Genomic DNA, 20,009 nt, shown 5'->3' with positions numbered 1-20,009 from the left:
CTAATAGACAACAATACGACATACTAAGAAGACAACAATACGATATACTAAGAAAACGGCAATACGATATACTAAGAAAACGGCAATACGATATACTAAGAAGACAACAAAAAATCATGGGAACAATAATTAACGATAGAATTGATGTTCGAATTAGCAAAGAACAAAAAGAGTTCGTTAAATACGCTTCTGAAATTAGTGGATTCAAAAACCTATCTGAGTTTGTAATTTTTTGTATTAATAAACAAGCAAATGAGATAATAGTAGAAAACAATCTAATTCTAAAATCAATTGAAGATAAAAGAATTTTTGTTGATGCTATATTGAATCCAGCAAAGCCTAACAGCAAATTGAAGCGAGCTCAATTAAATTATAAAAAATTTAAAGAGACAAATGAAAGCTAAAATCCAAAAATTAGCTAATCTTCATAAAAAAAATAAATTTAGTTGTGGTCAAGCACTATTAGATAATTACATAAGCAAGCAAGCAAGCCAAGATGTAAAAAGAAAACTATCAGTATGCTATGTTTTAGTCGATGATGAAAATACTGTGATAGGATATTATACATTGTCTGCTAACTCAATAAAAAGAGAATCATTACCTGAAGATTTAAGCAAAAAATTACCTAAAAATTATGTTGATTTACCTGTTGTGTTATTAGGCAGATTAGCAATAGATAAGTCTTTTCAAGGTAAACGTTTGGGTGAGATTTTATTATTGGATGCTCTAAACGAATGTTATAAGCTATCTAGTCAATTAGGAACAATTGCTGTTGTTGTAGACCCTATTGATATAAAAGCTCAAGAATTTTATAGCTCTTATGGTTTTATTTTACTCCCCACTTCAGGAAAAATGTTTATTCCAATGAAAACAATTGAAGATTTAATTTTGTATAAAGGTTGAATTTCATAAATAAATTTTCAAGTATTATCAGACAAATTATAAAACAAAAAAGGGGTTGTTGATTTTGAATCAGCACCCCCTTTTTATGCTCAAAGCTCATTGCTCAAGGCTAAAAGCTAAAAAACTACATTCCCCCCTTTTTACAGCAAGAAGGTAATTTTTCATAGCCTTTAGCATTAGCGGTTACTTCGTCAGCATCGTATCCTACATCTGCAATAGCTTTTTTAATTTTTTCTACCGATGTCTTCTTTGGGTTGTACGTTACTGTTACAATTTTTTCTTTACTCTCAATATTCAGATTAGATTCTGAAACTCCTTTGGTAAAGGCTAATTTTTTCTCGATACGCTCTTTGCACATTTCGCAAATGGCAGAAGTTTTAATTTTTACTGTTTCTGTTTTAGGCGTTTCTGCAAATGTAAGCACTGAAACTAATAAAAGGATTAATGCTAAGATGTTCTTTTTCATGTTGTTGTTTGTTTTATTGATTGATTATTTTGTTAAAGTATATTTGTTTTTATGGCATTTTAAAGTCTGATTCAATCTTTAAATTATATTTCGTCCAAGGCTTTTCTTGTATGAGATTGTAACTCCTTGAAACGACTAGGCGTCAGGCCCATTACTTTTTTAAACTGATTCGATAAATGTTGAACACTACTGTAATGCAATTGGTCAGCTATTTGGCTTAGTGTTAATTCATCATACACCAACAATTCCTTTACCCTCTCTATCTTCTGAAAAATTAAATATTGTTCAATTGTTTTTCCTTCAATTTCCGAAAACAGGGTACTCAGGTACTTATAATCTCGCCCCACACGTTCAGCAATCAGAAAAGATGGTGTTATTTTATCAACACTATCGTCTGCTTGATAAATCATCTCAATCACTACATTCTTTATTTTCTCAACAATTTTCTTTCGTTTATCATCCAATAACTCAAAACCTACATCATTCAATTTTTGAGCCAGAATAGTCTGTGTTTGTTCGTCTAAATCATGCTGAATAATAACTTCGCCAAGTTCAATCTGTTCTACCTCAATATTCAGTTGTGTAAGGATTTGGTTTACGGCCATCTTACAGCGATCACAAACCATATTTTTGATATATAAATTCATCGCTCTTATTTAATTTTATAACGCATCCCCACATACACCATTCGTCCAATAACAGGGCCCCATACCATTGAAGCATCAAAGTTCTTTCCAAAAGGGTCGTTCGCTGCAATAATAGGATTGCTCTGTATAAAGTTATTGAGATTTTCGCCTCCAACATACATTTCCCATTTCAAGAAAGCCTTTGTCACTTGTGCATTAATATTTGAAAAAGCAGGAGCAAATACCGATGGAGACGTCACAGAATGCACATGTCCTTCGGCAGTGTCAGGAATCCTACGTCTGCCATTCCATTGCCATGTAAAGTCAATCTTCCATTTATTATAAGGCAAGGCATAAGCGATGTTGAATAACACCCGCTCTCGGTTAACAAACTGCTTTGGTAATAAAGTAAGCTCCCCCGCTGGAGTCAATACGTCGTTTTTAACATCAAATAAGCGATAAGCTAATTTAGTTTCGATACGTTTGCTAGGTGCATAATTTACTTCTGCCTGAAAACTATTAGAGAACGAACGCCCTTTTAAATTATAAAAACGAACTAAATCAGCATTTTCCATATCTACGATTAATTGATTTTGGAAGTTCGTTCTATAGGCATCTAAAATGATTGTTCCTTTCTTTCCAAAAAGATAAAAATCGTTACTCAGGCTCGCTCCAAAATTCCAAGATTCTTCTGGTCGGATGATTTCAGGTACAACCAATTGCCTCGAATTCACTAGCATTCCAAAATTTTCGGCAATCGCATTAGGCATTCTCCAACCTTTCCCTGCACTAAGACGTAGGTGAAGGTCAGATGTAATATCATATTTGGCATGTATTCTAGGTGTAAACCTAGTACCATACAAATTATGAAAATCTACCCTACCTCCTACTACAAGCGTTAATTTTTCAGGAATGGTTTCTGTATATTCTACAAAAACACCCGGTACAGATTCTGTTCTTTTAAAGGTAGAATCTAAGTACTTTTCATTGTAATTATCCAACAGGTAACTTATTCCTGTTTTGTATTGGTGGTTGGTATTGCCTAATATATTTTGATAAATTAAATTGGCATATATGCTCTTTTGAGTGCCTGTATAGTTTTTAAACCCAAAATACGACTGGTTATCATGGTACAAACCATTGATAATAAGCCCTAAGCCCTGATAGGGCTTAGTTTGATATAGCTTGGCGGTTTTACTAAAAAACTCATAACGCTTTGTGGTACTCCCAAAACCATAAGCGTTTGGAGTATTGCGGTCTGTATCTGGATTAAATTTTACTTGTCCACCCAAACGGTCTTCATACAATGCTTTTACGCCAAACGAAGCCATCATTTTATCACTTTGGTACTTCCACCGATTGATGGCATTGTATTGTGTATAAAGTGGTAAATCTAAAAACCCATCTTTGTTTTTATCTAATTTAGTCTGCAAAGTACTCCCATGCGTGAGTAAACCTACAGACCATTTTTCGTTGATTTTATTGGCTAAAGAAAGATTGATTTCTCCTCGACCTTGACTATTGAAGTAAGTATTCAAATACAATTTTTCTGCAACATCTGGCTTAGCCAATTCTACATTCAATGCTCCCGTCATAGACTCATAACCACTTATTACTGAACCTGCTCCTTTACCTACATCAATCGAAGAAATCCAAGTGCCGGGAATATAGTTTAGTCCGAAAGTACTGTTCAAGCCCCGAATAGCGGGAATGTTTTCAACATTCGTTTGGATATAATTCCCTGATAGTCCTAATAATTGAATTTGCTTTGCACCCGTTACCGCATCAGCATAACTAACAGACACCGAAGCATTGGTTTCAAAACTTTCTGACAGATTACAGCAAGCGGCCTTGGCTAGGGCTTTCGAAGTAATGATTTCGGTATGAATAGGGTTCATTCTATCCATAGCACTAGCCTCCGCTTTTACAACAACTTCAGATAAATTGGCATTTATGGGAATAAGATTAATCTCTAAGAAGTCTAATGAATGTACCATCAGCGTATCGGTTTTACACCCGACAGAACTAACGATTAATTGATGGTTTTGAGATTCTTTGCTGATAGAGAACTCTCCTTTTTCATTGGTGGTGGTTCCTCGTTGGGCATTTTGCCAACGAAGGGTAGCACCGATGATGACTTCTGTTTTGCCATCAGTTTTTTTCTCTTGTACAATGCCTCGAACTGTTTCGCCGCTCTGAGCAAATAATGGTGAAAACAACACTACATTGGTGATTATCAGTACAATGAGCCTAGAGAATATTTTTGAAACTATAATAGAATTCATGATTTTTCATATTAAAATATTAAAACGACTAAGGTTTTTGAGTTATCAACACAATTAGATAACGCAATACCACAAAAGATAGCGTTTGATATTCTAACAAAAATCAAATAAGAAAGGACTGAATAAAGATAAGGCGGAGTCGTCCAAATAAAGGGGGTGCGGTATTATAATAATGAGAGATTTTGAAAGAAACAGATTGAGCTACCCACGTAAAAGTATAAAAAATGGGTGTTTCAATTATCCATGCTAAAGAAGGAATTTTATAGTCTATACTAATTCCCTGTGATGCATTTGGCGTGATTTTATAATGAGTAACTGAATCTGAACAACATTTAGCTCTTTTGATACTAAGCTTTGATGAATGTTCTGTCATCTTAGCTTTTTTAGCACAACAACTACGCTTAGGCTGAGAAAGCATATAATTACTTTTTCCGCTTATTTTACAAAGATGCTCATACATAGCAAATCCAACGCTTGCGAAAAGCACTTGGAAGGCCATCAAAAGGCAAAATATGCGTATGAGTACTTTTTTCATAATAAGCTTTAAAAGTAAAGCTTTCAGTCGTCGACAATCAGCTTTCGGCTAAAATATTTAAAGAAAATGTCTATGTATCTAATATTAAATCTTATAGTAAAACAAACACTGATAGCTGACTACTGAAAGCCGAATGCTAAAAGTAAAAGTATGTTACAAATATACGTATTTTCAACATGATAAGTATTTATATTAGTTTCTGATTATGTTGCATAATTTTCCGATTTACTACCTAAAATTAAATTCATCCTACAAAACACATTATCCACCCCTAAAAAAGACATTCTGTGTAGAATTATAGCCATTATCAGAAAATATCCATCACCTTTGATTCACAATGATACGGAAATTAAATATAGAACTCTTGTTTTGGGTTAGTGGATTAATCTGGTTGTTTCTTGATAATCCACACGAAAACCATTTTAGTTTTTGTCCGATAAAAAACTTAGGATTTTCATTTTGTCCGGGTTGTGGATTAGGTCATGCTATTTCATTTTTATTTCATGGAAATTTACAACAATCATTTGACAGTCACCCACTTGGAATTTTTGCTGTAATTGTTATCGTTGCCAGAATTATCACTTTACTAAAATATACTTACCAACATTTAAACTTAAACATACAAGAAAATGACACCCAACATAATGATGATGCTTTCGAACCTTGAGGCTGAGGAAGCAATGTTTATCCAAAGTTTAATCAAAGATATGTCTGAAGACCAACAAAAGACCTTTATCATGATGTATCAAAACAAACGCAGAGACACTACACTTATTTTAGTAACTACCATTGTGGGTTTCTTTTGGCTTGCAGGAATTCAACGCTTTTTAACAGGTCAAATTGGAATGGGAATACTTTATTTCTTTACTTTAGGTCTTTGCTTCATTGGTACAATTGTAGATTTAGTAAATTATAAAAGTCTTGCTTTTGAGTATAATCAGAAAGCTGCCTATGAAACAATTCATTTGATGAAAACTTGGCATTCATAAAACTATACGTTGCAGGATTGTTTTTTCAAAAAAATCCCCTAAATTCCATCGAATTTGAGTATAATCTAGTTTAACTATACTCTTTAATTCTAATTCAGGACTTTTAAAAAACTATGGGAAAAACTTTTTCACGCCGAGCGGCTCTACAGGGAGTCGGTGCGGTAACTGCAACCATGCTAACTTCTTCGCTCAGTAATCGAATTGAAGCGGCAGACACACAGATAGGTGCCGCATTGAAAGGTCGAGTAAATCACTCTGCTTGTCGTTGGTGTTATGGCTCTATTCCATTTGAAGACCTTTGTAAAGCTGCCAAAGATATTGGTATGCAAAGCCTTGAGTTGACAGGTCCTTCGGAATGGGAAATTTTGAAAAAATATGATTTAACATCAGCCATCGGTTGGCCAGAAAGTAACCAATGGGGAAATGGTATGGGCTTAACTAGCTGTTTCAACAATGTAAAGAATCATGATGCACTCGTGGCATTATATGAGGATTTGATTCCGAAAGCAGCTAAGGCGGGTGTTAAAAACTTAATTACGTTTTCTGGAAACAGAAATGGATTAAGCGATGAAGATGGATTAATCAACTGTAAAAAAGGTTTACAGAGAATCATGAAAACAGCAGAAAAACATGATGTAACCATCACGATGGAGTTGCTGAATTCAAAAGTAAACCACAAGGATTATCAATGTGACCATACTGATTGGGGTGCTGCTTTGTGCGAGATGGTTGGCTCAGATAAATTCAAATTACTTTATGATATTTATCACATGCAAATCATGGAGGGCGACGTAATTGCTACGATTAAAAAATATCATCAATATATTTCACACTACCATACAGGTGGCGTTCCGGGTAGAAATGAAATTGACGATACGCAAGAATTGTATTATCCAGCTATTATGAAAGCTATCCTTGATACTGGTTATAAAGGATTCATCGGACAAGAGTTCATTCCTGCAAAATCTGATAAAATCGCTTCATTAAAACAAGGTGTTTTAATTTGTGATGTATAAATGAAACCTAGAATTTCTATTTAAAAGAAAGTGTTTCAGACGATTTCTAAGGTTTTTGAATTTATTCTCGTCCTTACTTTTTGCCTTGATGCAAAAAGTAACAAAAAAATCAAGAATTCCTAAACTCGCTTCGCTCAAACAGTAGGAATTCGGAGAACATCAATCACAAAAAAGCGGTCAAAAAATTAATTTTGACCGCTTTTTTGTATCAACTGATATTATGACAACTCATCACTCAAAACTACGCTATTGCGTTACGACTACTTTCTTTATTCTTTCAAAACTATCTGTTTTGAGTTTGATAAAATAAATATTTCCTATAGAACCACTCAGTTTAAGCGTTCTTGGCGTATCAAATTTATTGACTTTAAATGTCTCAATCAGTCTTCCATCCATTGTATACACTGACACATCAGCACCTATCAAATCTTCAACAACTTGAATCGTAATATCACCCGTAGCACTTGGGTTTGGATAAACGTTCATTCCTTCAAAAGTCAAATCCTGCGTATATTTATACACTAATGACGGTTGTGAATAACACATCAGACTACCACTTGGCAAAGCCACTTGATTATATATTTTACTTGCCTGTACTTGGTAATTACCATCCTTTTTCACTTTGATGGTATTGGTAATAAAGCTTTTCTGTTCTTCTCCATTATATTTCCAGATATAGCCATTTTCGTCTCCAGAACTTTGAGCTACTAAAAAGAAAGCACCAGCTTGTGAAATCACTGGCGTAGTTGGAAGCGAACGAACATCTACTGTAATAGCATTCGATGGCGCCGACAGACAGAAGTTTTTATCTTCTACTCTTGCAAAATAGTTTCCTGATTTATTCACTACAATAGTATTGTTTGTACCATTGCCTAGCGAATCGTTGGTACTTTTATACCAATAGGCTTTATTAGTATTTGCAGTCGCTAAGACAGTACTACCACCATCACAAAAAGTAAGATTCCCCGTAGCACTAATTTGTGGTGTCGCTGGTAATGGATATACACTTAAAGTAATGGGCTGTGATGATTTTGAATAACATGAAAAAGCACTAACAGCTTGTACTGTTACATTTCCTGCATAATTTACCGTAATAGTGCTAGCCGTACTATTCGAAATACTCCATTTATAACTACTTGCCTGTACTCCTATCGCTGTTAAAGAAACGCTTTTGTCTGCACAAAAAGGATTGGCTCCTCTCAGGGTGATAGATGGTGCAGCTGGTAGTGGATTGACTGTTGTTTTGATGGTATCCGAACTCGCTACAGATTTACATCCATTCGTATCAATTACGGCTACTCCTATGCCATTAGCTTTTTTCCATGTAAATGTTCTACCGCTGATACCAGTTTGTAATAACCCATCGACTGTCCATTGATATACATTTTTCAATCCATTGGTAGTAGTAGTTGGCAAACTTGCTTCTAATAAAGTGCTGTCACCATCACAGAAAATCTTTGGTCGTACTATTCTCAATGTTGGTTTAGCAGGCAATGGATTCACGGTAACTTTCAATACTTTTGAATAGGCCGAAAAGCATCCAAAGGTATCTCTTACTTTTACAGCATATCTTCCCGACGTATCTGTTGTGATAGCTGCTGTCGTGGCAATCTCTTTTTTAGTATCTTCATCTCTCCAGCTATATCTATCCACATTTCCATTTGCTATTAGTGCTCTTAATGTGGCTGTTCCACCTTTACAGAAAGTAGCAATAGGTGAAGCCAAGATACTCGCTGGCTGTGGTGCTTCTCGCACAGATACTTTTACACTTTTTGAAATCTTAGAAATACATTTCTTCACACTAATCGCTTGTACAGCATATTCTCCTGCTTCTCCAACTATTACAGATTGAGTTTTTCCAAAAACGATGCTACTACTTATATTCGTCCACGTATATTCATTACCTATTACCGAAGACGATAGTGTAACCGTAGAATCTGGACAGAAAATCAAGGGCCCATTTGCTACGACAGTTGGTGTAGCAGGTAAAGGGTTGGCAATAACCGCAACAGGGTCGGAAGCATCTTTTGATTTACAACCTTTGTCTGAAACCGCAATTACTGAAATAGTCTTTGATTCCTTAACAATGATTTGCCCAACGGTTTGGTTGGTACTCCAAATATATCCCGAAGCCGTTGATGAACGTAATATAGTAGAATCGCCATCACAAAACTCCGCAGGGCGGATAATTGAAATGGTTGGTTTAACTGGCAACGGATTTACCGTAAGCACTGTAGCTACAGATGGTTTAGAAGTACAAGTATTAGCATCAGTAAAGGTAAGACTATAACTTCCTGCCGTACTAACGGTGATACTCTTTGTTTTGCTACCAGTATTCCACGTATATACACCAGTGCCTTTATCATTAGCTGTTAAAGTTTTGCTTTCAAGTTCACAAATACTTACTGCTGTTCCCTCTAATATAGTAGGTGCTGTTGGATTTGGATTGACAGTAACCAATTTGGCATCTGAGGCAAGCGATACACATCCATTTGCATCTTTAGCTTTTACGGTATAAATCCCTGTTTTTGTAACTACCAATCCTACTGCTTTTGAAGTAGTGGTATCTATTGCAGTGGTAGAACTCCAAACGTTCGAATTAGTTGTATAAGATGAAGTCAATGTCACATTTCCACCTTCACAAAAAGTTGTTACACCGCCAGCCGTAATCGTTGGCTTTGCAGGAATAGAAGGAAACAGTTGCAACGTATAGCCTGTAGAATAGTCAGAAACACAACCCACTGAATTTTTTAGAGCAACCGTATAAGTATAGTTACTGCTTCCATTAGCCGAAGAAGTATCTCGCCCCGTTACTGTAATAGCACTACTGGTAGAGCCTGTGAGCGTTTTACTTCCGACAATCCAACTATAAGACGTTCCTCCACTAGTCGCTTTTAGAATACGAGAGTCTGTTCCACATACTAATGTTATGCTTGTGTCGGGGGTAATAGTAGGCTTAGCTGGCTTCGGAGAAACTTTCAAACTCACCCCCGTAGACGCATCAGAAATACAACCAACTGAATTGATTAAAGCTACTGTGTAACTATATGTTCCTGCAGTCGTTACATCATTTCCTGTAATCAACAAGGTATTTATTTTAGAACTTGACAATTCTGTAATATCTCTTTTCCAAACATACGATGTTCCGCCACTCGTTGCTGTAAGCGTTTTAGTACCTACACCACAAATGGCATTGGTATCTACTGCAGCAATAGACGGCTTTGTAGGTTTAGGAGAAACCTTTACTCCCACCGCTAAAGAAGTATCTGAGATACAACCTATTGAGTTTTGAAGAACAACTTTATAATTATAAGTACCCGCTACAGAAACATCATTTCCTGTAACGGTCAAAGTGTTGATGGTTGATGATAATATAGTAGCATCTCTCTTCCATGTATAGATACTACCATCAGCGGTTGCCGTCAATGTTTTAGTACTTACGCCACAAACCGAATTGGTATCAGGAACCGAAATTACAGGTCTGCTAGGTTTCGGAGAAACTTTTAGCGCAACTGCTACTGAAGTATCTGAAGTACAGCCTACAGCATTGGTAAGCACTACTTTATAATTGTATGTACCAGCTACTGAAACATCCGTTCCAGTAACGACTTGTGTATTTATTGTTGAGCTAAGTATCGTATTATTTCGTTTCCATAAATAACTTGTTCCACCACTAGTAGCGGTTAATGTTTTAGCGTCTGTTCCACAAATTAAATTAGGAGTAACTGGAGTAATTACTGGTGTTGCTGGCTTTGGAGATACCTTTAAGCTCACCGATGCAGAGGTATCAGAAACACACCCTACTGCATTTTGAAGTACTACTTTATAATTATATGTACCTGTTGGTACATCCGTTCCAGTAACTGTTAACGTGTTTGTTGAAGCACTAAGAATCGTAGCATCTCTTTTCCAAGTATAACTAGCCCCTCCTGTTGTAGCCGTTAATGTTTTTGAGTCTGTTCCACAAATTAGATTGGGTGTAAGTGGAGTAATGACAGGCGTTGTTGGTTTGGGAGATACCTTTAAGCTCACGGCAGTACTAGTTGAGGTACAACCTGTAACACTATTCGTGGTAGAAACAGTATAGGCATAAGTGCCAGGGGTAGTCACAGAACTACCTGTTACGGACAAAGTGGCTGTAGTGATTGTCGTAGAAACGCCATCTCTTTTCCAATCATAATTAGTAGCACCACTGGCTACAATATTCCTGCTACTTACTCCACAAATCGCCGTTAGGACATCACTAGGTGGTGTAATAGTTGGGGCAGTTGGCACAATCTGTGTTACCGTAAAAGCACTTACTACAATATATGAACCAACCGCAGTTTGCTTTACTTTGGCGGTATAAGTTCCTGCAGCTGCTGTGTAAGTTTGTGTAGATGCTACCAAAACATTACTTGAATTATACCATTCATAAACGGCATAGCCACTAGGAAGCGTAAGTTGAGACGTACCTAAGCCAGTACAGTTATAAACACCCGTTGCCGTAATTGTAGGCGTTTGAGCAGACGATATCGTAAATGATAAGATTAACCACATCATTAAAAGATATGAACAGCTTTTTTTCATAATTATCATGTTGATATAATTACCATCGATTGCGGTAATGTATGAAGATAAAACAGGTAAAGTCATCTACATTCAGCCCTGAAGCTAAATGTAGATGATAAAGGTTAATTTACTCAAAATCAATTTCTGTAGATTCTTCTGGACTTTCACTTTCAATAACCTCAGGCTGTGCATTCTGTAAAGTTGTCCATAATAAATCTTTCAATTCTGTCAGACCTTGTTGCATCACTGACGAAATCAAGACGTAAGGGATGTTATCAGGAATCTGCTTTAAAATTCTGGCTTTGTCTTCTTCATCTGGTACTAAATCCATTTTAGAAATAGCCAAAATTCTTTCTTTATCCAACAAAGCAGGATTGTATTTTTTTAATTCATTCAGGAGTATAAGATACTCTTCTTCAATATTTTCTACAGAAGCTGGTACCATAAACAACAAAATAGAATTTCGCTCGATATGTCTTAAAAATCTGGTTCCTAAACCTTTTCCTTCCGCTGCCCCCTCAATGATTCCAGGAATATCAGCCATGATAAATGATTTGAAATTACGATAAGCCACAACCCCCAAGTTTGGAACAAGGGTTGTAAAAGGATAATCTGCAATTTCAGGAGTAGCCGCAGACATGACAGAAAGTAACGTAGATTTCCCTGCATTCGGGAAGCCCACCAAACCAACATCTGCTAATACTTTAAGTTCTAATACAACCCACATATCTTCGCCTACTTCGCCAGGCTGTGCATAGTGTGGAGCTTGATTCGTTGATGATTTAAAATTGGTATTACCTAAACCGCCTCTTCCGCCTTTTAACAAAATTACCTCTTCGCCATTTTTGGTAACTTCTGCTAATACTTCTCCTGTTTCAGGGTCTTTTACGATTGTTCCCAATGGAACGTCAATAATTGCGTCTTCTCCTTGAAGTCCCGAACGGCGTCCGCCTTCGCCACCTTTTCCGTCTTTAGCAAAAATATGTTTTTGGTATTTCAAGTGGAGCAAAGTCCAGTGTTGCGAGTTCCCTCTTAATACAACGTGTCCTCCGCGGCCGCCATCACCACCATCTGGACCACCTTTAGGTACGTGTTTTTCACGACGGAAATGGCTTGAACCGCTTCCTCCGTGGCCCGAACGGACGTTAATTTTTACGTAGTCAATGAAGTTGGATGCCATGATATTTAATTATTATTGATTGATTTAAAATGGGTAATTCGCAGAACTACAAAATCACTACAAATTACCCCATTTTAAATTATTTTACTGCATCAATTGCAGTACAGATATTAGTAAAAATTTCTTCGATATTTCCGATTCCGTTTACTTTAGATACTTTGCCTTGTGCTTCATAATAAGGTAATACGTAAACTGTTTTCGAGAAGTACTCGTCAATACGCTTCAACAATTTATCTGCATCGTCGTCTGCACGACTCGACACTTTTTGTCTTTCAGCAATTCTATTTTTAATTTCCTCTTCAGTTACATCTAACTGAACTACGCCATTGATTTTTTGTCCATTTTTGGTCAAATATGCATCTAATGCCTCTGCTTGAGGCACAGTACGTGGAAATCCATCAAAGATAAAACCTTTTGCTTCAGGATTGTTTTTTACTTCTTCTTCTAACATATCAATCGTCACTGAATCAGGTACTAAAAGCCCATCAGCTAAGATTTGTTTCACGCGCTGCCCGAGTTCAGTATTATTAGAAATGTGCATGCGAAACATATCGCCTGTAGAAATATGAACTAACTGATACTTCTCAATTAATTTAGCTGACTGTGTTCCTTTACCTGCACCCGGAGGGCCGAATAAGACTAGATTTAACATTGGTTATACCGTTATTTTTAAAGTTCTTAATAGTTGTTTTGTTATAAGACTACAAATTTACTAGAACCATAATGAAATATCTGCTAATTGTCTGATAATTTAGCAAATGAGGTATAGATGAACAAAAATTAAACGCAATATCCAATGATAACCGCGAGTAGACTTTGCTAGTTTTTTGCTTATTTTTGTTAAAATTGATTTATAAACAGAATCCCAATTAATAATGCTCAATGTTGCTCTTATTGGTTTTGGTTTATCTGGCAGATACCTCCAAGCCCCATTTTTCTCGGTAAATCCTAATTTTAATCTTAAAACGATTGTTTCAAACAGTCAGAATCCCAAAGATTTTTTTCCTGACGTTCAAGTCGCCAAAAGTTTAGAAGAAGTATTAGCTGATGATACCATTGATTTAGTTAGTATCTGTTCGCCAAATGCTACACACTACGAATTTGCGAAGAAATGTTTACTGGCCAACAAACACGTACTGGTAGAAAAGCCTTTTACGGCTACGGCCAGTGAAGCAGAAGAATTGATACAATTATCTAAAGAACGAGGTAAAGTTATTTCTGTTTATCAGAATCGTCGTTTTGATAGCGACTTTATGACCGTTAAACAAGTAATTGAAGAGGGTTTATTGGGTGATTTATTAAGCTATGAAGTACATTATGACCGCTATAAGCCCATTTTGAATGCTAAAAAATGGAAAGAAACCAACAATGCAGCCAATGGAATATTATATGATTTAGGCGCACATATCATCGACCAAGCAATAGTACTGTTTGGCGTTCCGCAACAGGTGTGGGGTGAAACTTGTACTGAAAGAGAAGGCTCTGAAATTGATGATTCTTTCGATATCAGGCTTAACTATGGTAAATTGAAAGTTACCTTAAAATCGAGCTTATTAGTTCGTGAAGAAGGCCCAAGATATATTTTGTATGGTACAAAAGGTTCTTTTGTAAAGTATGGAATTGATATGCAAGAAGACCATCTAAAAGCAGGCATCATGCCAAATATGGATGCTTTCGGAATTGAATCTGAAAGTAATTCGGGCATTATTAATACAGATATTAATGGTTTACATTTCCGAGGAACTATTGAAACAAAGAAAGGCGATTGGGGAATACTTTTCCAAAATCTTTATGAAGCAATCACTGGAAAAGCTGAATTGCTTATAAAACCAGAAGAAGTATTGGAGCAGATTAAGATTATGGAGCAGATTAAGAGGTATTAGTGGTGGTGGCTGTCAGCTTTTGGTCTTCGGTTATCGGTTGCAGAGAATTAAGGCTTGCTCACATGGCTGGTCTCCTGACCAGTCCATTTTCCCGTGTGAACCTGTGGACTGGTCAGGAGACCAGCCACGGAATACAGAGCAGATTAAGAGGTATTAGTAATTGGGTGTCGGTCTTCGGGTATCGGTTGGAGAGGATTAGGGCTTACTTAAATAGCAGGATTGTCAGTTTTCCTATTAGCTAGTGACTTAAGTCCTACTGATTACCCACATCTTTTAAAAATTTAAAATGAGGATATAATTATTGAAAAATTGGTTAAAATGTGCTTAAATCGCCTTTCAAACCCAGCGTCGGTCGCCTCATGTCACAGCCTGACTACCTGAAACTCTTATTCCTAGCGAGGGACTTAAGTCCCTCGCTAGGAATAAATACATTGATTATCAGTTATTTATGTACTTGTGGGTAATCGATAGGACTTAAGTCACCAGCTAATAGGGAGTTTTAGTAGTTAAGAGGCTATTACAGCCTGTAGCTGAACAAAAACTTGTCAAAATTCGAGTATGAGATGCTTCTTCCAAAGTTCATTAATAGATATAAATATATCCTAAAAATAAGTTGTCATCCTCTTGAAAGAAAAGACTTATTTCGTCTCCTTCCTCAGTGTTAACTTCAAGAAATAAAATGTTTTCAGATTTACTTTTCTCTAATTTAGATACAACCTCATTCAGTCCTTCATAAAAACGAGTATCTCCTGAATTATTTCGATAAGTAGCATCTGCAAACATTTTATTTCGAACTCCATAAATATCTAATAGAATGGCTCTCGTTTGCACAAATTTTGCTAAAATCTCTACTTGACTTATTTGATTTATCACCTCAAATGGTAAATCACTATTTTTGATAATGCTTAATAGTTCTTTTGTTCTCATTTTATTATTTGGTCACTTTTAAAAATTAGATAAAAAGCTGAAAATAATGAAACTTAATAATCTCAAATCCTATTTCAAATAACTCGTTGGATAGCATTTAAAACAGCTTGGACAATCACAGATTGTCATTTATCTAACCCACGAAGTCAGAGACTCCGAGGAGCAAATCTTAAAGTCAAAATTCTTGTGTCTTGCCTCTTATATCTTTTAGTCTTCAAGTCCAAAAATCCAAAATCCAAAAAAATGCCCTCTGAAATGAATCAAAGGGCATTTTTTATATTGCTACAAAATTAAATTACACAATCCAACGAGCTTTACGATAACCTCCAACCTTTTCTTGGGCTTTGGCTTCTTTAGCTGTTTCTACTTGTTGTAGTTCTTCTTTAGAAGTAATCACGTAATCAGCATATTTACGAACACCCGTACCTGCTGGGATTAAGTGACCTACAATTACGTTTTCTTTCAAGCCATCTAATGTATCAGCTTTTGCACGGATAGATGCTTCAGATAATACTTTCGTTGTTTCTTGGAAAGAAGCCGCAGAAATGAATGAGTCAGTTCCTAAAGATGCTTGAGTGATACCTTGTAAGTTTGGTTGAGAAACCGCTGGTGAAGCATCACGTACTGTAACAATCTTCATATCACGACGTTTCAATGAAGAGTTTTCGTCACGTAAAGCACGAGCAGAAACAATCATACCCACTTTCATTTTCTCAGAATCACCTGCATCCATTACCACTTTCTTATCCATGATTTTATCATTTTCCTCACGGAACAAGAATCTATCAACATTTTGTCCGTTCAAGAACATTGTATCTCCAGATTCAACGATGATTACTTTCTGCATCATCTGACGAACGATAGCCTCGATGTGCTTATCGTTAATCTTCACACCTTGCAGACGGTAAACGTCTTGGATTTCATTTACTAAGTACTCTTGTACAGCGGTTGGTCCTTTAATAGCCAAAATATCTGAAGGCGTAATAGCACCATCTGAAAGTGGTACACCAGCACGCACAAAGTCATTATTTTGAACAAGGATGTGTTTAGACAATGGCACCAAGTATTTACGTTCGCCACCATCTTTAGCACGTACATAAATTTCACGGTTACCACGTTTGATACCTCCTAAAGTAATAACACCGTCAATCTCAGAAACTACTGCTGGGTTAGATGGGTTACGTGCTTCAAATAATTCAGTTACACGTGGAAGACCACCCGTAATATCACGTGTTTTACCAGCAGCACGAGGAATTTTCGCCAAGATTTGTCCTGGTTTAATTTTCGTTTTGTTTTCAACTGATAAACGAGCCGCTACTGGTACGTTATAAGCTACTGGTTCGTCAGCACCTTTTACATTAACCAAGATAGCAGGGTTTTTAGTCTTATCTTTCGATTCGATAATTACCTTCTCACGTAAACCTGTTTGCTCATCGGCTTCTTCTTTGTAAGTAACATTTTCTTCGATAGCATCGAATTGAATAGTACCTTCAACTTCCGATAAGATTACAGCATTATATGGATCCCAAGCACAAATTTCTTCACCTTTAGTAATCGTCTGTCCGTCTTTAACTCTCAAATAAGAACCGTAAGGAACGTTATTAGCGATAAACACTTGTTGAGGATTATTAGCATTCAAAATTTGAACCTCACCTGAACGACCCATTACAATTTCAACTGGTTTTCCTTCTGGGTCAACCGAAGAAACTGTACGCATCTCTTCAAATTTAATAATACCGTCGAATTTAGCTTTGATAGCTGCATCCAACGTTACGTTCTGAGCAGTACCCCCAACGTGGAATGTACGAAGTGTAAGCTGCGTACCTGGTTCACCGATTGACTGTGATGCAATTACACCTACAGCTTCACCAATACCTACCATTCTACCTGTTGAAAGGTTACGTCCGTAACATTTAGCACAAACTCCATAACGAGTTTCGCAAGTTAATACCGAACGAATTTCGATTGAATCAATCGCAGTATCATCTACAGACAGCGCTGCCTCTTCGCTGATTTCTTCACCTGCTGTGATTAACAATTTACCCGTTACTGGGTCATATACATCATGGATAGAAACACGACCCAAGATACGTTCTGATAATGGTTCGATGATTTCCTCATTATCTTTCAACGCTGCAATCTGAATACCTCTTAAAGTACCACAGTCATCTTCATTTACGATTACGTCTTGAGCAACGTCATGCAAACGACGAGTTAAGTAACCCGCATCGGCAGTTTTCAAGGCTGTATCCGCAAGACCTTTACGCGCACCGTGTGTAGAGATAAAGTATTCAAGTACGTCTAGACCTTCTTTAAAGTTAGAAAGGATTGGGTTTTCGATGATTTCACCTACCGAACCTTGTAAGTTCTTCTGAGGTTTCGCCATCAAACCACGCATACCACCTAACTGACGAATCTGCTCACGAGAACCACGTGCTCCTGAGTGCATCATCATATAGATAGCATTGAAACCTTGTCTATCATTCTCCATTTGATTCATCAAGGTATCAGTGATTTTCTTGTTCACTGATGTCCAAATGTCAATTACAGCGTTATAACGTTCGTTATCTGTAATTAAACCCATCAAATAGTTATCTGTTACTTCAGTTACTCTATCTTTTGCTTGTGCCACAAGAGCAGCTTTTTCTTCTGGAACGATGATATCACCAATACCCATTGAAAGACCACCTTTGAATGCCATTTGGTATCCTAAGTCTTTAATATCATCTAGGAATTTTGCAGTACGAGCAACTCCAGAGATTTTAAATACTGTAGCAATGATTTGTTGTAATTTCTTCTTAGTCAACAATTCATTGATATAACCTACTTCTTCAGGAACACAAAGGTTGAATAATACACGGCCCGCAACAGTTTTCACCATTTCTTCAACCAATGTACCATCTTCTTTACGCACTTTAGCTTTTACTTCAATATTAGCATGTTTAGAAACCACTCCTTCGTTCATCCCGATTACCACTTCCTCGAAACCGTAGAACTTCATGCCTTCACCTTTCACTTCATATTCTGGTGTATTTCTACGTCCTTTTGTTACGTAGTATAAACCAAGAACCATATCTTGTGAAGGTACAGTAATAGGAGCTCCGTTGGCTGGGTTCAAGATATTGTGTGAACCTAACATTAAAAGAGATGCTTCCAAGATTGCCTCCTGACCTAGTGGTACGTGTACCGCCATCTGGTCACCATCAAAATCGGCGTTGAATGCCGTACAAGTTAATGGGTGCAATTGAATCGCTTTTCCTTCAATCAATTTAGGTTGGAATGCCTGAATACCTAAACGGTGAAGTGTTGGAGCACGGTTTAGAAGAACAGGGTGCCCTTTCATTACGTTTTCCAAAATATCCCACACTACAGGGTCTTTTCTATCAACAATTTTCTTGGCAGATTTTACCGTTTTCACGATACCTCTTTCAATCAATTTTCTGATAACAAATGGTTTGAAAAGCTCGGCAGCCATATCTTTTGGCAAACCACATTCGTGCATTTTCAATTCTGGACCAACCACAATTACCGAACGACCTGAATAATCGACACGTTTACCTAGTAAGTTCTGACGGAAACGTCCTTGCTTACCTTTCAACATATCTGAAAGTGATTTCAATGCACGGTTACCTTCTGAACGAACAGCGTTGATTTTACGCGAGTTATCGAATAATGAATCGACAGCTTCTTGTAACATACGTTTTTCGTTACGTAAGATTACTTCAGGAGCTTTGATTTCGATCAAACGCTTCAAACGGTTGTTACGGATAATTACACGACGGTAAAGGTCGTTCAAATCCGAAGTCGCAAAACGACCACCATCTAAAGGTACAAGCGGACGCAATTCTGGTGGAATTACTGGTACCATTTTGATAACCATCCATTCTGGCTTGTTCTCGATACGAGTACCCGCCTCACGGAAAGCTTCAACTACTTTCAAACGTTTCAAGGCTTCAGCCTTACGTTGTTGAGAAGTATCGTTTGCAGCCGAGTGACGTAAATCGTAAGATAAGTTATCTAATTCAGTACGTTTCAACAACATATCCAACGCCTCAGCACCCATTTTAGCAATGAATTTCTGAGGGTCTTCGTCTGGTAATAATTGGTTTTCGCGAGGTAACTTGTCGATAATGTCCAAATATTCGTCTTCTGTTAAGAAGTCCATTTTGTTTACACCATCTTCCGCTTTTACCCCAGCTTGAACTACTACGTATCTTTCGTAATAAATTACTTGGTCAAGTTTTTTCGTAGAAAGACCTAACAAATAACCAATTTTGTTTGGTAAGCTACGGAAGTACCAGATGTGGGCTACAGGCACAACTAACTCGATGTGTCCCATACGCTCACGACGTACTTTTTTCTCAGTAACTTCTACCCCGCAACGGTCGCAGATGATACCTTTATAACGAATACGTTTATATTTCCCACAGTGACATTCCCAGTCTTTTGTAGGGCCGAAAATACGCTCACAGAACAAACCTCCCATTTCTGGTTTATAAGTTCTATAGTTGATTGTTTCCGGTTGTGTAACTTCTCCGTGTGATCCTTCAAGAATCGACTCAGGTGATGCCAATGAGATGGTCACCTTAGAGAATTCACTGTTCAATTTTCTATTCTTTTTGAATGACATATAAGAATGTATTTTATT

15 protein-coding genes are annotated in these 20,009 nt (G+C 36.9%); 6 read left to right on the top strand and 9 right to left on the bottom strand.

Features of this window, described 5'->3' with window-relative positions; genetic code table 11:
* The first annotated feature begins 116 nt into the window (after nt 1-116).
* Together AC07XN_RS01295 and AC07XN_RS01290 are read left to right on the top strand one after the other, a co-directional pair.
* The gene (locus tag AC07XN_RS01295; RefSeq protein WP_494741770.1) at nt 117-404 is read left to right on the top strand and encodes a type II toxin-antitoxin system TacA family antitoxin; all 288 of its coding nucleotides are present in this window, start codon (nt 117-119) and stop codon (nt 402-404) included.
* The gene (locus AC07XN_RS01290) at nt 394-903 is read left to right on the top strand and encodes a GNAT family N-acetyltransferase (protein ID WP_494741769.1); all 510 of its coding nucleotides are present in this window, start codon (nt 394-396) and stop codon (nt 901-903) included. The genes AC07XN_RS01295 and AC07XN_RS01290 overlap by 11 nt, the downstream gene beginning before the upstream one ends.
* 124 nt (nt 904-1,027) lie before the next feature.
* On the opposite strand, the gene AC07XN_RS01285 is transcribed toward AC07XN_RS01290, so the two are convergent.
* The 4 genes from AC07XN_RS01285 to AC07XN_RS01270 form a co-directional block, all read right to left on the bottom strand.
* Nucleotides 1,028-1,369, bottom strand: a complete 342-nt coding sequence (locus AC07XN_RS01285) for a heavy-metal-associated domain-containing protein (RefSeq protein ID WP_309913075.1) — start codon at nt 1,367-1,369, stop codon at nt 1,028-1,030.
* A gap of 83 nt (nt 1,370-1,452) precedes the next feature.
* Entirely contained in the window at nt 1,453-2,016 is a 564-nt protein-coding gene (locus tag AC07XN_RS01280) for a helix-turn-helix domain-containing protein (RefSeq protein ID WP_494741768.1), read from the bottom strand.
* Nucleotides 2,017-2,021: 5 nt separating this feature from the next.
* Entirely contained in the window at nt 2,022-4,280 is a 2,259-nt protein-coding gene (locus AC07XN_RS01275; RefSeq protein ID WP_494741767.1) for a TonB-dependent receptor, read from the bottom strand.
* A gap of 103 nt (nt 4,281-4,383) precedes the next feature.
* Entirely contained in the window at nt 4,384-4,815 is a 432-nt protein-coding gene (locus tag AC07XN_RS01270; RefSeq protein ID WP_309913085.1) for an HYC_CC_PP family protein, read from the bottom strand.
* A gap of 337 nt (nt 4,816-5,152) precedes the next feature.
* Here AC07XN_RS01270 and AC07XN_RS01265 point away from each other — a divergent pair, with 337 nt between their 5' ends.
* The 3 genes from AC07XN_RS01265 to AC07XN_RS01255 all read left to right on the top strand — a co-directional run bounded on the left by AC07XN_RS01265 (nt 5,153) and on the right by AC07XN_RS01255 (nt 6,820).
* Nucleotides 5,153-5,482, top strand: a complete 330-nt coding sequence (locus tag AC07XN_RS01265; protein WP_494741766.1) for a DUF2752 domain-containing protein — start codon at nt 5,153-5,155, stop codon at nt 5,480-5,482.
* Complete coding sequence (locus tag AC07XN_RS01260) at nt 5,445-5,804, top strand: TM2 domain-containing protein (protein WP_494741765.1); 360 nt, start codon at nt 5,445-5,447, stop codon at nt 5,802-5,804. The genes AC07XN_RS01265 and AC07XN_RS01260 overlap by 38 nt, the downstream gene beginning before the upstream one ends.
* A 113-nt stretch (nt 5,805-5,917) precedes the next feature.
* On the top strand, nt 5,918-6,820 hold the full coding sequence (locus tag AC07XN_RS01255) for a hydroxypyruvate isomerase family protein (RefSeq protein ID WP_494741764.1): 903 nt from the start codon (nt 5,918-5,920) through the stop codon (nt 6,818-6,820).
* A 246-nt stretch (nt 6,821-7,066) separates the two neighbouring features.
* On the opposite strand, the gene AC07XN_RS01250 is transcribed toward AC07XN_RS01255, so the two are convergent.
* From AC07XN_RS01250 to AC07XN_RS01240, 3 genes are all read right to left on the bottom strand, one after another.
* On the bottom strand, nt 7,067-11,389 hold the full coding sequence (locus AC07XN_RS01250) for a T9SS type A sorting domain-containing protein (RefSeq protein WP_494741763.1): 4,323 nt from the start codon (nt 11,387-11,389) through the stop codon (nt 7,067-7,069).
* Nucleotides 11,390-11,498: 109 nt separating this feature from the next.
* Nucleotides 11,499-12,554, bottom strand: a complete 1,056-nt coding sequence (gene obgE / locus AC07XN_RS01245) for a GTPase ObgE (protein ID WP_309913122.1) — start codon at nt 12,552-12,554, stop codon at nt 11,499-11,501.
* Nucleotides 12,555-12,630: 76 nt separating this feature from the next.
* A complete protein-coding gene (locus AC07XN_RS01240; protein ID WP_494741762.1) occupies nt 12,631-13,203 on the bottom strand; it encodes an adenylate kinase in 573 nt (190 codons plus the stop codon).
* A gap of 223 nt (nt 13,204-13,426) precedes the next feature.
* Between AC07XN_RS01240 and AC07XN_RS01235 the strand changes: the two genes are divergently transcribed.
* The gene (locus AC07XN_RS01235; protein WP_494741761.1) at nt 13,427-14,434 is read left to right on the top strand and encodes a Gfo/Idh/MocA family oxidoreductase; all 1,008 of its coding nucleotides are present in this window, start codon (nt 13,427-13,429) and stop codon (nt 14,432-14,434) included.
* 582 nt (nt 14,435-15,016) lie between these two features.
* Here AC07XN_RS01235 and AC07XN_RS01230 read toward each other — a convergent pair.
* Together AC07XN_RS01230 and rpoC are read right to left on the bottom strand one after the other, a co-directional pair.
* Nucleotides 15,017-15,361, bottom strand: a complete 345-nt coding sequence (locus AC07XN_RS01230) for a hypothetical protein (protein ID WP_309920714.1) — start codon at nt 15,359-15,361, stop codon at nt 15,017-15,019.
* 295 nt (nt 15,362-15,656) lie between these two features.
* A complete protein-coding gene (gene rpoC / locus AC07XN_RS01225; RefSeq protein ID WP_309920717.1) occupies nt 15,657-19,991 on the bottom strand; it encodes a DNA-directed RNA polymerase subunit beta' in 4,335 nt (1,444 codons plus the stop codon).
* Between the last annotated feature and the right edge of the window lie 18 nt (nt 19,992-20,009).

Source organism: Arcicella sp. GW458-12-2-14-TSB2, from assembly GCF_059423785.1.
This window is presented reverse-complemented; position numbering and strand designations above follow the sequence as displayed.

Excerpts from the sequence above, each read along its gene's own strand:
- AC07XN_RS01295 (WP_494741770.1), top strand. The coding sequence starts at position 117 with ATGGGAACAATAATTAACGATAGAATTGATGTTCGAATTAGCAAAGAA.
- AC07XN_RS01290 (WP_494741769.1), top strand. The coding sequence starts at position 394 with ATGAAAGCTAAAATCCAAAAATTAGCTAATCTTCATAAAAAAAATAAA.
- AC07XN_RS01285 (WP_309913075.1), bottom strand. The coding sequence starts at position 1,369 with ATGAAAAAGAACATCTTAGCATTAATCCTTTTATTAGTTTCAGTGCTT.
- AC07XN_RS01280 (WP_494741768.1), bottom strand. The coding sequence starts at position 2,016 with ATGAATTTATATATCAAAAATATGGTTTGTGATCGCTGTAAGATGGCC.
- AC07XN_RS01275 (WP_494741767.1), bottom strand. The coding sequence starts at position 4,280 with ATGAATTCTATTATAGTTTCAAAAATATTCTCTAGGCTCATTGTACTG.
- AC07XN_RS01270 (WP_309913085.1), bottom strand. The coding sequence starts at position 4,815 with ATGAAAAAAGTACTCATACGCATATTTTGCCTTTTGATGGCCTTCCAA.
- AC07XN_RS01265 (WP_494741766.1), top strand. The coding sequence starts at position 5,153 with ATGATACGGAAATTAAATATAGAACTCTTGTTTTGGGTTAGTGGATTA.
- AC07XN_RS01260 (WP_494741765.1), top strand. The coding sequence starts at position 5,445 with ATGACACCCAACATAATGATGATGCTTTCGAACCTTGAGGCTGAGGAA.
- AC07XN_RS01255 (WP_494741764.1), top strand. The coding sequence starts at position 5,918 with ATGGGAAAAACTTTTTCACGCCGAGCGGCTCTACAGGGAGTCGGTGCG.
- AC07XN_RS01250 (WP_494741763.1), bottom strand. The coding sequence starts at position 11,389 with ATGAAAAAAAGCTGTTCATATCTTTTAATGATGTGGTTAATCTTATCA.
- AC07XN_RS01240 (WP_494741762.1), bottom strand. The coding sequence starts at position 13,203 with ATGTTAAATCTAGTCTTATTCGGCCCTCCGGGTGCAGGTAAAGGAACA.
- AC07XN_RS01235 (WP_494741761.1), top strand. The coding sequence starts at position 13,427 with ATGCTCAATGTTGCTCTTATTGGTTTTGGTTTATCTGGCAGATACCTC.
- AC07XN_RS01230 (WP_309920714.1), bottom strand. The coding sequence starts at position 15,361 with ATGAGAACAAAAGAACTATTAAGCATTATCAAAAATAGTGATTTACCA.
- rpoC (WP_309920717.1), bottom strand. The coding sequence starts at position 19,991 with ATGTCATTCAAAAAGAATAGAAAATTGAACAGTGAATTCTCTAAGGTG.